Here is a 13,298-nt window from a genome sequence, read left to right on the forward strand (position 1 = left end):
CCGTTCACGGGTGCTCCGGAGGGAGGGGCGGCCGAGGGCGGGCGGGGCCGCCCCGACCGCCCGGCGGCGCCGCGCGGAGCGGACACTGCCGAGCGGTCCTTCGCGCCGCTACCGCGCGTCGGAGCGGGACGCCTGCCAGACGTGCCCCCAGCCGGGGGCGAGCTCCGCGGCCCGGCGCAGTGCCAGGACGAGGCTGGCCTCGCGGGCGATCCCGCGGCCCGCGATGTCGAACGCGGTGCCGTGGTCGACCGAGACCCGCACCACGGGGAGGCCGGCGGTGATGTTGACGCCGTCGTCGCCGTAGACGGCCTTGAAGGGCGCGTGCCCCTGGTCGTGGTAGCAGACCGCGACCAGCTTCCACTTGCCGTTCACCGCGGCCGGGATCAGGGCGTCCGCGGGGAGCGGGCCGTGGGCGTTGATGCCCTCCTCGCGGGCCAGGGCGATCGCGGGCGCGAGGACGTCGGCGTCCTCGTCGCCGAACAGGCGGTTCTCCCCGGCGTGCGGGTTGAGCCCGGCCACCCCGATCGGCTCGTCCGGGCTTCCCTGGGCGCGGGCGAACGCGCTCATCAGGCGCAGCACCTCCAGGGTGCGCTCCTGGGTGATGCCCTCGATCGCGTTGCGCAGGGACACGTGCGTCGTCAGGTGGAAGAAGGACAGCTCCCCGGCGGAGAGCACCAGGCTGTAGTCCCGCACCCCGAACTCGTGGGCGAGCAGTTCGGTGTGGCCCGGCCAGGCGTGGCCGCCCAGGTGCATGGCGGCCTTGTTCAGCGGCGGGGTGACGATGCCGTCCACCAGGCCGCGCTTGGCCAGGTCGACCGCGGCGATCACGAACCGCGCCGCGCCGTCGCCGGCCTCCGCGCTCAGCTCGCCCGGCGGCACGTGGCCGAGGGAGGGGCCGGTCTGCACGACGTCGATCACGGCGGGGTCGTCGGCCGCGTCGGCCGGGGACTCGACGGGGTTGACCGCGGCCGGGTCGCCGCCGACGGCGGCGACCGCGTTGCGCAGGGCGTCGGCGTCACCGATCACCACGGGGCGGGAGTACTCCCGGACCTCGGGGTGGTTCAGCAGGGACTTGGCGGTGATCTCGGGGCCGATGCCCGCGACGTCGCCGAGGGTGACTGCCAGGGTGGGGCGGCTCATGCGTTCCTGCCTTTCGTGTGGCGGACCGCGTCGGCGGCCTCCAGTAGTGCGGTGGGGGATCCGAATCCCCCGGCCTTGGTGACGATGGCGCGGCCGTGCCGGGGTCCGCCGGACAGCGTGCCGAGCGGGATGCCCGGGGCGACCTCGCCGGTCAGGGCGATGGCGCGCGCGTCCAGGGCGGCGGTGAGGGCGCGGGCCCCGTCGCCGCCGGTGACCACGAAGCCGGACAGCTCGTGGCGCGCGGCCAGGTCGGCGGCGAGCGCGCCGAAGCGGCGGGCGACCGACGCGGGGTCGAGCGCCCCGTCGCGGTCCTCGGGCGCGACCAGCGCGGTGTGGGCCGCGGCCGGGTCGAACCGGTCCAGGACCCCGGCGGACCAGGCGCGCCAGGCCGCGTCGTCGGCGAGGTCGCGCGGCGCGGGCTGCTCGATCCGGGTCCGGTCGTCGGCGGCCAGCTCCTCGACCTGGCCCCGGGCCGTCTGGTGGAGCGAGGTGACCACGACGAGGGCGGGGGCCGGTTCGGCCTCCGCGGCCCAGGAGTCGGCCAGCCGGGCGGCGAGCCCGGCCGAGCCGACCGGCACGGCGTCGGGGCCGAGCGCGGTGACGGCGGCGGCCAGGCGCGCCAGGTCCTCGTCGGTCTCGGCGTCGGCGACCACGATCGGTCCGGCGGCGCGCAGCAGTGCCGCGTCGGCGGCGGCGTCGACGCCGGTGAGCCGGACGTGGCCGGCGCCGAGCAGGACCGCGACGCGGCTCTCCGACACCGGGGTCACCGGGTCTGTGCCGACCGCGGTGCGGTGCACCTCGACCCCGTCGACGAGGAGGACCCCGTCGCGGACGGTGCGGCCGTTGGCCGGGAAGGCCGGGCAGACCACGGCGACCGCGTCCGGCGACCACGCGTCGAGGACGGCGTCGATCTCCGCGCGGATGGGGCCGCGCAGCGTGGAGTCGACCTTCTTGTACAGGCGGGCCGCCCCGGCGTCGCGCAGGCGGCGGACCGCCTCCGCCGCGGCAGCGGCGGCGAGGTCGGCGGGCAACGCGCGGGAGTCGGTGCTGACGGCGACGACCTCGGCGTTCGGGGTCGCGGCGTCGAGCTGGAGCTCCGTGCTCCACCCGGCCCGCAGGAACTGCACGGCGGTGTCGCCCGCGCCCGTCAGGTCGTCCGCGACGACGGCGACGCGCGGTGTGACGGGGGTGCTCACGAGTCGGACTCCTTCTGCTCGGTGGTGTCGGTACCGGCGGCGGGTGCCGCGGCGGACGCCCGGCCGGCGCCGGTGGCCGCCGTCTCCGCCCCGGCGGCGGTCTCCCCGCCGGCCGGGGCCCTCTCGGCCTCGGCCGCCTCCTCGGCCTTCTCCGCCTCGGCGGGGGAGGCCCCGGCGCGGCGCAGGACCCAGGTGGTCACGAGCGGCGCCAGGATCGCGGTGACCAGCACGCTGGCCGCGATCTGGGAGGTCGCCGTGCCCATGTAGGCGGCGAAGGACGGGTCGGCGGCGGCCACGATGGCGGGGGTCGCGACGGCGTTGCCGGAGACGGTGCCGGCGGCGAAGCCGATGCCCGACTCCTTGCCGCGGCGCAGGATCAGCTTGTAGCCGAGGTAGACCAGGCCGCCGGTGAACAGGGTGATGGCCACGCCCAGCAGGATGCCGGTCAGCCCGCCCCGGGCGACGTCGGCGAGGTCGATGCCCGCGCCGAGCGCGAAGGCGAAGAACGGGATCACGATGGAGGGCACGGGCTTGAGGACCTCGCGCCACTGCGCGTCCACGTTGCCGACGACCACGCCGAGCAGGAACGGGATGATCGCGGCGACGAGGGCCATCACCGGGATCTGGCCCAGGCCCGAGGCGCCGATGAACAGGAGGGCGATGAACGGGCCGTCGTTGATGGCTCCCGCGATGTAGGCGCCCCGGTCGCGGGAGCGTCCGTACTGGCCGGTGATCGCGAGCCACAGTCCGCCGTTGGCGTTGGTGGTGGCGGCGAGCAGCGCCAGGATCGACACCCCGAGGATGCCGTCCGGGCCGGTGAAGACGGCGAGTCCGACGATCAGCAGGCCGGGGATGAGGCTCTTGCCGAGCAGGACCACGCCGGTGGCGGCCAGGACGGGGCCGCCGGTCCGGAGCGTCACCTGTGTGCCGGTGGCGAAGATGAGGAGGGCGATCAGCGGCAGGGCGCTGTCCTTGAACAGCGCGGTGGTGAAGCTGCCGATGTCCAGCGCCCCGGGGGCGAAGGTTCCGATGAGCGACCCCAGGACCAGCGGGACCAGCATGGCTCCGCCGGGGATCTTGTTCATCCAGTGGTAGAGGGGCACCAGGCTCCCGTGGGCGTCGCGCATGAGTGTCCGTTCGCAGGGGTGTCCCGGCGGGGACCTCGGAGGATCCGGACCGGGACTCATCTTGTCCGTACAGAGTGTACGTACAATTTGGGATGATGTCAGCCGGGGCCACAAGATTTCACAGTGGCCCCGGCCGTATCCCCTGCGTGACAGGGCGCGTGTCGGTGTTCGTGCCCGTCAGGACAGCACGGCCTCCCGGGTCTCGGCGCGGTCTCCGGCGGCGGCCGCCGCCCGGCGGGCGCGCAGGTGGTGGACGACCACGGCGACGGTCGCCGCGATGAACACCACCTGCATGGCGGTCCGGACCGGCAGGCTCTCGCTGAACCCCGCGCTCGCGCCGGTCATGATCGAGTAGACGTTCGCGGGGAACATCGCGACCATGAGCGCGCCGAGTCCGGCCGCCGCCCAGGGCGAGGTGCGCGCCCACAGCAGGCCCGCGGCCCCGGCGAGCTCCAGCACCCCGGTGACGGTGACCAGCAGCTCGGGCGCGGGCAGCAGGGGCGGGACCATGGCGACCAGCTCCTCGCGCAGCCCGACGAAGTGCGCCACGCCGGTCAGGGTGAACATGGCCGCGAGTCCGCCGCGCAGGGCGCGCGACCAGGAGCGCAGGGGCCGCACGCCGAGCACGCCCAGCGCGAGCAGTGCGGTGTTGGTGCCGATCAGGGTGATGAGCGGTTCCATGGCGGGCCTCCGGTGGGTGGTGTCCCGAAATCTTTCTACTGGAAAGATTGCCTCGCGGCGCCCCAACTTGTCAATGGAAAGATGGAGGCAAAACGATATTTGGCGTGCGGCGGAACCTGCGGTGGGGGCCGGGCCGTGGGAGAGGCGGGCCCGGGCCCGTCCGGACGGAGGGCGGCGCGGGCCACGGTGCGGAGGGCGGGCGGGAGCGGCGGCCGGGGCCGGCGCGGGCTCAGGAGGGGGAGGCCAGCCTCTCCACGGCCCTGCGGGCGGTGGCCGCGACGCCCGGGTCCGGGTGCTGGCGGCCGATCGCCTCCAGGACGGGGACGGTGTCGGGGTGGCGGTCCGCCCGGAGGCGGTCGACGTCGTCGAGGATCAGCTCCTCGATGCCCTCCGTGCACTCGGCGGTCAGGAAGGCGCGCAGGTTGGCCTCGTCGGGGTCCAGCGCCGCCGCGAGCATGTCGATGACGACCAGGGCTCCGTGCCTGTCCATGATCCGGTCGACCTCGTGCCGGGCGAGCATGCCGGAGGAGAGGAGGACGGAGGCGGCCAGGCCGACGGCGGTGGGCTCACCGGAGCCGAGGAGGGACCACAGGTCCGGCACCAGCTCGGAACTGGTCGTGTCCAGGACCTTCGCCCCCGTCCACCGGCGCTGTGCGCGGCCCGGTCCCCGCACCGCCTCGGCGATCTCCCGCAGGGCGAGCGCGGGGGTGCGCTGCTCCAGCCACGCGTCGAACGAGCACAGCCGGCCCTCCGGGGACAGGGCGCCGAGGGCGTCGAGGAGTTCCCCCGCCCCCGCCAGGTCCTCCGCCAGCGGGGCGGGAACGCCCACCGCGAGCAGGATCCGTCTGACCCCGAACCGGCCCAGACCCGTCAGCCGCGCCCAGAAGGGGCGGGAGCCGTCCCCGCTCCCGTGGCCGTGGCGCCCCACGACCACCGCCCCGGTGCCGGTGAGCCGCCACAGCGAGCGCAGGAGCCGGTCGGCAGCGGGATCGGAGCCCTCCCGCACCGCGCCGGGGTCCGGCCGGCCCGCGCCGGTCAGGGTCTCCAGGGGGGTGCGGGCGCCGTCCGGGGCCTCGTAGAGGAGTCTCAGGGCCCGGGGGAGGAGGGCGTCGGCGCCGGCGGGGGAGAGGGGGTCCTGGTCCTGCCCGACACCGTCCTCGAACACCTGCGACCACCAGCCGAGGATCCGGTCCGGGGAGCGTGCGTGCTGCTCCAGGCGCCGCGCGGGGTGGGCGTTCCCGGCCCCCAGCTCGACCAGGCCGAGCCGGACGGCGGTCCGCCACGGCCGGACGAACTCCTCCACGTCGGGCGCCGGGCCGAGTCCCTCCAGCCATCTGCGGCGCCGGCGGGGGTGGTCCTCCAGGCCGCGGGGCCACAGCCCGCACTCCCGGACGGCGTCGCGCACGTCGGCGGTCCCGGGCAGGCCCCTGGGGCAGACGGGGGTCGCCGGCCCGCACCAGCGGGCCAGGCCGAGGGCGTCGCGCAGGGGCGGGGACGCGAGTGCGGCGAGGGCGAGGTCCTCCGGGGGAGGGAGCGAGACGGGGCGGGCCGGGAGCCGCAGGCTGTCCGGGGACGCCGGTTCGTCGGAGGGCATGGTGAGCTCATGGATTCTCTTGTGTGGACCGTGATTCCTCTTCTTCTACCGTGCCGGTGGGACGCGTTGTGGCGGATTCGCCAAGTTCGCCCCGTGGCGCCCGGCACACCGGCCCCTCACGCCCCACGGAGGCGGACGCGGGGAACCGGGCCCCGTCGACCGCGGACAGCGGCCCGGACGTCCGCACCTGCCCCCGCAGTCACGTAGCGTCATGGTGTGGCGGAACCCCCTCCGCCCCGGCGGCACCACTCCCACATCACCGAAAGGGCGGCCCGTGGTCGAACGCAGAGCCCTGGACATGGACTCCCTCGCGGTCAGCGACCGGTTCCGGCTGTTCAACTTCACCCGGCGCGACGACCACGTCACCTACCTGTGGATCCTGCGCGCCATGGACCGGCTGCGCGAGGTCCACCAGGTGCAGGTGTCCCCCGACGACGTCGCCGCGGCCCTGCGCGAGCTCGCCGCCGCGCACGACCAGGTGCCCACGCCCGACCGCGGCCTGCGCGACCGGCTGGACGAGCTCCACGCCGACCGCGTCGTGCACCGCTTCGACGACGCCTCCCGGGCCGGGAACCTGGTGCGCTACCGCAACCGCCAGTCGGTCTACCAGTTCAGCGAGCTGGGCTACTGGGCCTACCAGGCGGTGGAGAACCTGCTCGGCGCGCGCATCGAGGACGTCAACCTGTCCCGCCTGGTCTTCTCCGAGGTCCTGGACGACCTGCGCGCCCTCGCGGAGGCCAACCGCACCGGCCGGGCCGAGCACGTCCACCGCAGGCTCGCCCGCCTGGACTCGGCCATGGAGGACATGGGGCGCCGATCGGCGCAGTTCCACGTCACCCTGGGTGAGATCCTGCGCTCCACCGACGCCTCCCCGGACGTCTTCCTGCGCCACAAGAACGCCCTGCTGGTGCACATGTCCGACTTCACGGCCGAGCTCGACCGCCACCTGCCCCGCCTGGACCGCGCCGTCCGCGAGGTCGAGGAGACCGGTCTGGCCACCCTCCTCTCCCGCGCCGCCGACGCCGACGAGCGCCCCTTCATGGAGCGCGCCGAGCGCCGCGCCGACTGGGAGCGCCGCTGGCAGGCCCTGCGCGCCTGGTTCTCCTCCGACGACGCCGTCCCCGCGCGCGCCGCCGAACTGCACGCGGCCACCAGGACGGCCGTCTCCGGCGTGATCGCCCTGCTCCGGCAGATCACCGAGGCCCAGCGCGGCGGCGTCAACCGCTCCAGCCAGCTGCGCCACCTCGCCACCTGGGTGTTCAACACCCCCGACGACGGCGCCGCCCACGCCCTCATGGGAGCGGCGTTCAACGTCCGCTCCGCCCGCCACCTCGGCGTCGCCCACGACGACGAGGAACAGATCTCCCCCGGCCTGACCTGGTGGGACGCCCCCGGGGTCGAGGTCTCGGTCACCCTGTTCCGCAGCGGCACCGCGCCCACGGCCGGCGTGCCCAGGCCGGTGCGGCGCAACCCCGGGGCCCAGGCGCGCCTGCGCGGCAAGCAGGCCGCCGACCGCGGGTCCGAGCGCAGGTCGGCCGAACGCCTGGTCGAGGAGGGCGTCCACGGCCGTGTGCTGGACGAGACCGACACGCGTATCCTGCTGCGCCTGGTCACCCGCGCCCTGGAGGCGCGCACCGTCGTCGCCGGACGCCTCTCCTCGGCCTCCGGCGAGGGCGACGGCACCATGGTCCGCCTGGTCCCCGACCCGGCGGGCAGCACCGTGCGCACCAGCCAGGGCCGGATCCACCTCCCGGGCCTGCGCCTGGAGGCGACCGCCCACCGGACACGAACGAAGAACCCCTGATGCCCCGAACCTCCGCCCCCGCGGTCGCCCCCGCCGACCTCGGCTCCTACCAGCAGGCCGTGCGGCGCGTCCTCACCTGCGACCTCATCACCGCCTCGCGGCCCCGCCCCGGCGTCCTCGACCAGGTGCTGCGCTGGGCCGACGAGCTCGCCGCCGACCTCCACCGGCTCTTCGGCTACACCCTGATCGCCACGACCGACCACGTGCGCCTGGTCCGCGAGCTGGACGCCCTGGACCCCACCCAGACCCAGGCCTTCTCCCGCCGGGGCAGGCCCTTCGACCGGCGCAGGCTCGCCTACCTGTGCCTGCTGCTGGCCTCCTTCCAGCGCTCCCAGATCGAGATCAGCCTCGCCGACCTGGTCGCCCGCCTCACCCCCGCCGCCAACGCGGTCCAGGGCCTGGGCTACGACCCCACCGACGGATCGCACAAGGCCGCGCTGGTGGACGCCGCCCACTGGCTCCTCGACCGGGGCGCCCTGCACCTGTCCGACGGCTCGCTGGAGGCGTGGGCGGCCACCGGCGACCAGGGAGACGCGCTCTTCGACATCGACCACGAGGTCTGCGAGGTGCTGTTCCGGCCGGCCCGCCCGGTCCAGCACCTGGGCAGCGCGGCGGGACTGCTCGCCGAACCGCTGACCGCGGCCTCCCCCCGCGAGCAGGCGGCCCGCCGGGCCCGGCGCCTCCTGGTGGAGCGCCCCGTCGTCTACTTCGCCGACGTCGAACCCGAGGTCGCCGACGTCCTGCGCGGGCGGGGCGCGGCCGAGGAGCTGGCCCGCGCCACCGGCCTGAAGGTGGAGCGCCGCGCGGAGGGGGTCCTGCTCGCCGACCCGGCGGGCACCTTCACCGACCGCCCCTTCCCCGGGCGCGGCGGCGCGGTCAACCGCACCGCCGGGCTCCTGCTCGCCAAGGTCGCCGACCTCCTGGAGACGTCCCTGGCGGCGCTGGTGGTGCTGCCCGTGCCCCCGCTCCCCGCCGACCAGGCCGCCCTGGTCCGCCTGGTCGACGCGGGCCTGCCCCGCGACGGGGTCGTCGCCGGACTCGCCTGGACGCCGGAGCCCCCCGGGGCGGACGACGGCGCGGGGCCGCCGGAGCGGCTGGAGGCCCCCCTGGTCGAACGCTCCCGGTGGGAGACGATGATCCACGAGCTCTTCGCCGAGTTCGGCGCGGCCTCCTTCGGCGGCGCCTGGCAGCAGGACCCCTACGGCCTCCTGGACGCCGCCCTGGCGCTGCTCGCCGAGCTCTCCCTGGTCCGGCCGGTCCCGGGCGGGGCCCTGGTGCTCCCCGCCGCCTCCCGCTACCGCAACCTCCAGGGCGCGCTGCCCGAGCGCGCCGACAGCGGCCAGCTCCCCCTGGGGCTGGCGGACCCGGCGCCCGCGGAGGCCGCCCCCGCCGACCAGCCCCCCTCCGAGACCGCACCCCCCGACGATCCCGGGCCGGCCCCCGAACCCACGGCCGCCCACGCCCCCGCGGAAGGAAACCGATGACCTCCAGGAGCGACCGCTTCCGGCCCAGCCGCGCCGGCGTCATCAACGTCTGGGACTACGTCGACGAGGAGTTCGTGTTCGCCGACGGCCGCCTGGTGCTGCGCGGGCACAACGGCTCGGGCAAGACCAAGGCCCTGGAGGTGCTCTTCCCGTTCGTGCTCGACGGGTACACCGACGCACGCCGCCTCGACCCCTTCAGCGGCCAGAACCGCACCATGAAGTCCAACCTGCTCTACCGGGGTGAGGACTCCGCGTACGGGTACGTGTGGATGGAGTTCGCCCGCCCCGACGGCGACCGCACCGAGACCGCCACGCTGGTCGTCGGACTGCGCGCGCACAAGCACCGCGACGGCGTCAACCCCTCGTTCTTCGTCACCGACCGGCGCCTGGGCGTCGACTTCGGCCTGCTCGCCTCCGACGGGCGCCCGCTCACCGAACGCCAGCTCAAGGGCGTCCTGGGCGACGCCGCCTGGCACGCCACCGCCGCGGACTACCGCAAGGCCGTGGACGCACGCCTCTTCGGGCTCGGCGAGCGCTACACCCAGCTCCTGGACCTGCTCCTGGCGCTGCGCCGGCCCCTGCTGGCCAAGGACCTGGACCCCGACAAGGTCTCCGAGACCCTCACCAGCGGACTGAGCCCCCTCGACGAGACCCTCCTGGACCAGGCCGCCCGCGACTTCACCAACCTGGCCGCCGTCCAGCGCCGGTTCGACCAGGCGACCACCGCCCACGCCGCGACCACCGCCTTCGCCGGCGAGTACGCCTCCTACCTGGACGTGCACGCCCGCCACCGGCTCGCGCGCCTGCGCACCGCCACCGGCCACGCCGCCGAGCGGGCGGCGGCCGTCACCGAGGCGCGCGGGACCCGGGAACGGGCCGCCGTCGAGCACGCCGCCGCCACCGCGAGGTCCGAGGAGCTCGACGCCCGCGTCCGCGAGCTGGCCGCGCGCAGGAGCGGGCTGGAGGCCGACGACGCGTTCCGCAGCCACGCCGCCCTGGAGGTCGAGCGCGCCCACAGCGCGGAGACCGCCCGCGAACTCCGCGAACAGCAGGCCCGCCTGGACGTCCAGGCGGGCGAGGTGGGCGCCCTGCGCCGTGAGGCCGACCAGGTCGCCGACGACCTCGAACGGGTACGCGCCCGCACCGGTGAACTCGCCGCGGAACTGGCCGAGGCCGCGGACCGGGCCGGCCTGGCCCACGACGGGGAGGGGCCCGCCGACAGCGGCGACGACCTGCCCTCCGCGGCACGGGCCCGCGCCACCGCCCGCCGCGCCGACGTGGACGCGGTGCGCGAACGCCTCCGCGGGCTCGCCGGGGCGGAGACCGCCCGCGCCGCGGCCGACCGGGCCGCCGCCCGCGCAGACGAGCGGCTACAGCAGCGCGAGCAGGAGTGCGGGGAGGCGGACGAGGCCCTGGCCGCCGCGCGCGCCGCCGCCGCCGACGCCCTCGCCGCCTGGGCCGGGCACTGGGCGCAGGGCCCCTCCCCGGTCACCGGCGCCGCCTGCGTCCAGGCCCTGGAGCAGGCGCTGGAACGGTTCGGCGAACCCGGCACCCCCGCCCTGGCCGAGGTCTACGGCGAGCACACCGACCAGCAGCGCCTCGACGCGGCCGGCCGCGTGCGCACCCTGGAGGACCGAAGGGAGCGGCTGGACGGGGAGACCGCGCGCCTCACCCGAGAACGCGCGGACATCGCCGCCGAGCGCGACGACGCCCCGCCCGCCGACCACCGGCGCACCGCGTCCCGGGAGGGCCGCCCCGGCGCCCCGCTGTGGCGGCTCGTCCGGTTCGCCGACACCGTCGCGGACGCCGACGCGGCGGCGGTCGAGGGCGCGCTGGACGGGGCCGGGCTGCTCACCGCGTGGGTCCACCCGGACGCCGGCGCCACCCGCGCGGCCCTGGAGGCGGGGGAGGCCGACGCCTACCTCCTGCCCGCCGGCGAGACGGTCGCGGACGGGGGCCGCACCCTCGCCGAGGTGCTCGTCCCCGAGCAGCAGGACCTGGTGCCCCAGGACGTGATCGCCCGCGTCCTGGCCTCGGTCCGCCTGGACGGCGCCGCGGGCGGCGCGGACGCCCCCGGGCCCTCGGGGGCCGCCCCGGCGGCGCACACCGTCACCGCCCGGGCCGGGTTCGCCCAGGGCCTCCTCGTGGGATCCTGCCCCAAGGACGTCCCCGAGTTCATCGGCGCCACCAACCGGGCCCACCGCCGCCGCGAGCGCCTCGCCGCCTGCGACGCGCGCCTGGCCGAACTCGCGGAGCAGGGCGCCCTGCTCTCCGACGACCTCGACCGCGCGGGCGAACTCCTCAAGGCCTTCACCCGGGCGAGGTCGGCCCTGCCCGACACCGCCCCGGTCGACCGCGCCGTGCGCCGCGTCGAGCACCACTCCACCCTCCTGGCCTCCGCGCGCGGCGAGAGCGAGGAGCGGCGCCGCGCCCTCGACTCCGCCGTCGCCGAGGTGGACGCCCACCGCCACCAGGTGCGCGCCGTGGCCGCCGAACGCGCCATGCCCGTGCGCCCGGAGGCCGTCGAGGCCGTGGCCTCGGCCGTGGACGACTTCGCAGCCGCCGCCCGCGACCTCCACACCGCCCGCGCCGAGGCCGCCCGGCACACCGCCGACCTGGACGGGCGCCGGGAGACCGTCGCCCGGCTGGGCGGCCGGCTGGAGGAGGACCGCGAACGCCACGAGGAGCGCCTGCGCGAGCACGAGCGGGCCGTCGCGGAGCTCGCCGCCCGCGAGGAGGGCATCAGCGCCCCGGTGCGCGAGATCATGGCCGAGCTGGAGGCCGTGCGGGGGTCCTTGCGCGGGGCCGAGGCGGAGCAGCGCGAGGTCCGGGCGCGGGCGTCCTCCGCGCACGAGACGATGATCCGCGCCGACCGCGACCTCGAACACGGGCAGAAGGCCCTCACCGACGCCTTCACGGCCCTGTTCGAGCACGCCGACGCCTTCGCGGCCCTGACCCACCCCGACCTGCGCGCCACCCTGGGTGTGGAGCCCGGGCCCGCCTGGCCGGACCGGGGGCTGTGGCCCGAGCCGGAACAGGCCGCCGAGAAGGTGCTCGCGGAGGGGGACGCGGACCCCCGGGACGCCGTCCGCGCCGTCCTGCCGCCGGCCGCGGCGGCGCTGAGCGACGCCTTCGCGCAAGCGGTCGACCCGGGCCGCGCCGTGACCGACGGCGACCTCAAGTCCGCCTCCACCCGCGTCTCCAACGCCCTGCGCGCCTTCCAGGACGCCCTGGGCGGCGACGCGGAGGGCTACCGCGTCGACCACGACTTCGGCACGAGCGGGATCATCACCGTGTTCGTCAACGACGAGACGGGCCGCAACCCGGTCTCCGCCTTCGCGCGCACCATCGCCGACCGCGTCGAGGACCAGGGCGCGCTCCTGCGGGAGGAGGAGCGCGGCGTCCTGGAGGACGAGCTGCTCAGCGGTATCGCGCAGCAGATCCACGAGCGCGTGCGCGTCGCCCGCGACCTGGTCGCCGGCATGGACCGCGACACCCGCTCGCGGCCCATGTCCTCGGGCACGCGCATCGGCATCCGCTGGAGCCGGTCGGACCGCCTCACCGAGGACCAGGCCCTCGCGGCGCAGCTGCTCAAACGCGACGCCGCCGGTCTGGGACAGGCGGGCCTGACACGTCTGCGGGAGGTCCTGCGGCAGATGATCCGGGCCCACCACGCCGCGCACCCCCGCGCCACCTACAAGCAGGTCCTGGCCGCGGTGCTGGACTACCGGGCCTGGTACCGGTTCGAGCTGCGCATGGCCGTCCCCGGCCAGGACGAGGTCCGCCTCACCAAGAACAAGCACGAGCAGATGTCCGGCGGCGAGAAGTCCGCGGCGATCCACCTGCCCCTGTTCGCCGCCGCCAACGCCCTCTACACCTCGGCGTCTCCCACCTGCCCGCGGATGGTGGCGCTGGACGAGGCGTTCGCCGGGATCGACGACCGGTACAAGCCGGAGCTCATGGGGCTGACGGTCACGTTCGACCTGGACATGTTCATGACCGGGCACGACCTGTGGGTGCACTACGACAGCGTGCCCATGGCCTCCCACTACGACATGCACCACGACAAGGGCTCGCACACCGTCTCGGCGCTGTTCATGCTCTGGGACGGTACCCAGACGATCGACGCCGACGCGGGGTTCGCCGGGAACGAGGAGCTCGCGGCCGAGCTCCTCGGGTTCACCCCCAGCCGCTACGCCCCGCTGTCGGCGGCCGGGACCCTCCTGGAGGACACCGGCGGGTGAGGCGGTGGAGCGGTTCCGCGCCGCCGTG

The 13,298-nt window shown here is 76.0% G+C and carries 8 protein-coding genes; 3 read left to right on the forward strand and 5 right to left on the reverse strand.

The window, feature by feature from the left end; translation table 11 throughout:
* Positions 1-108: 108 nt before the first annotated feature.
* The 5 genes from pdxA to ACWGL3_RS16230 form a co-directional block, all read right to left on the reverse strand.
* Positions 109-1,140 (reverse strand): 4-hydroxythreonine-4-phosphate dehydrogenase PdxA, encoded by a 1,032-nt coding sequence (gene pdxA, locus ACWGL3_RS16210; RefSeq protein ID WP_267949377.1) that lies wholly within the window; start codon positions 1,138-1,140, stop codon positions 109-111.
* Positions 1,137-2,336: a four-carbon acid sugar kinase family protein gene (locus ACWGL3_RS16215; RefSeq protein WP_267949378.1), complete on the reverse strand. Its 1,200-nt coding sequence runs from the start codon at positions 2,334-2,336 to the stop codon at positions 1,137-1,139. Before ACWGL3_RS16215 ends, pdxA begins: the two co-directional genes overlap by 4 nt.
* Complete coding sequence (locus ACWGL3_RS16220; RefSeq protein ID WP_267949379.1) at positions 2,333-3,463, reverse strand: 2-keto-3-deoxygluconate permease; 1,131 nt, start codon at positions 3,461-3,463, stop codon at positions 2,333-2,335. The genes ACWGL3_RS16215 and ACWGL3_RS16220 overlap by 4 nt, the downstream gene beginning before the upstream one ends.
* Positions 3,464-3,640: 177 nt before the next feature.
* Entirely contained in the window at positions 3,641-4,144 is a 504-nt protein-coding gene (locus tag ACWGL3_RS16225) for a DoxX family protein (protein WP_267949380.1), read from the reverse strand.
* Positions 4,145-4,373: 229 nt separating this feature from the next.
* Entirely contained in the window at positions 4,374-5,738 is a 1,365-nt protein-coding gene (locus ACWGL3_RS16230) for a hypothetical protein (RefSeq protein WP_452461476.1), read from the reverse strand.
* A 274-nt stretch (positions 5,739-6,012) separates the two neighbouring features.
* On the opposite strand from ACWGL3_RS16230, the gene ACWGL3_RS16235 reads away from it, so the two are divergent.
* The 3 genes from ACWGL3_RS16235 to ACWGL3_RS16245 are packed head-to-tail and all read left to right on the forward strand — an operon-like array spanning position 6,013 to position 13,270.
* Positions 6,013-7,542 carry a TIGR02677 family protein gene (locus ACWGL3_RS16235; protein ID WP_267949382.1) on the forward strand — a complete coding sequence of 510 codons (1,530 nt, stop codon included), beginning with the start codon at positions 6,013-6,015 and terminating at the stop codon, positions 7,540-7,542.
* The gene (locus tag ACWGL3_RS16240) at positions 7,542-9,026 is read left to right on the forward strand and encodes a DUF2398 family protein (protein WP_267949383.1); all 1,485 of its coding nucleotides are present in this window, start codon (positions 7,542-7,544) and stop codon (positions 9,024-9,026) included. The genes ACWGL3_RS16235 and ACWGL3_RS16240 overlap by 1 nt, the downstream gene beginning before the upstream one ends.
* Positions 9,023-13,270: an SbcC/MukB-like Walker B domain-containing protein gene (locus tag ACWGL3_RS16245; RefSeq protein WP_452461477.1), complete on the forward strand. Its 4,248-nt coding sequence runs from the start codon at positions 9,023-9,025 to the stop codon at positions 13,268-13,270. The genes ACWGL3_RS16240 and ACWGL3_RS16245 overlap by 4 nt, the downstream gene beginning before the upstream one ends.
* Positions 13,271-13,298 lie beyond the last annotated feature (28 nt).

This window comes from Nocardiopsis sp. NPDC055824, assembly GCF_053616335.1.

What these genes read in the sequence shown, in the direction of transcription:
- pdxA (WP_267949377.1), bottom strand. Translation starts at nt 1,140, where the DNA reads ATGAGCCGCCCCACCCTGGCAGTCACCCTCGGCGACGTCGCGGGCATC.
- ACWGL3_RS16220 (WP_267949379.1), bottom strand. Translation starts at nt 3,463, where the DNA reads ATGCGCGACGCCCACGGGAGCCTGGTGCCCCTCTACCACTGGATGAAC.
- ACWGL3_RS16225 (WP_267949380.1), bottom strand. Translation starts at nt 4,144, where the DNA reads ATGGAACCGCTCATCACCCTGATCGGCACCAACACCGCACTGCTCGCG.
- ACWGL3_RS16230 (WP_452461476.1), bottom strand. Translation starts at nt 5,738, where the DNA reads ATGCCCTCCGACGAACCGGCGTCCCCGGACAGCCTGCGGCTCCCGGCC.
- ACWGL3_RS16240 (WP_267949383.1), top strand. Translation starts at nt 7,542, where the DNA reads ATGCCCCGAACCTCCGCCCCCGCGGTCGCCCCCGCCGACCTCGGCTCC.
- ACWGL3_RS16245 (WP_452461477.1), top strand. Translation starts at nt 9,023, where the DNA reads ATGACCTCCAGGAGCGACCGCTTCCGGCCCAGCCGCGCCGGCGTCATC.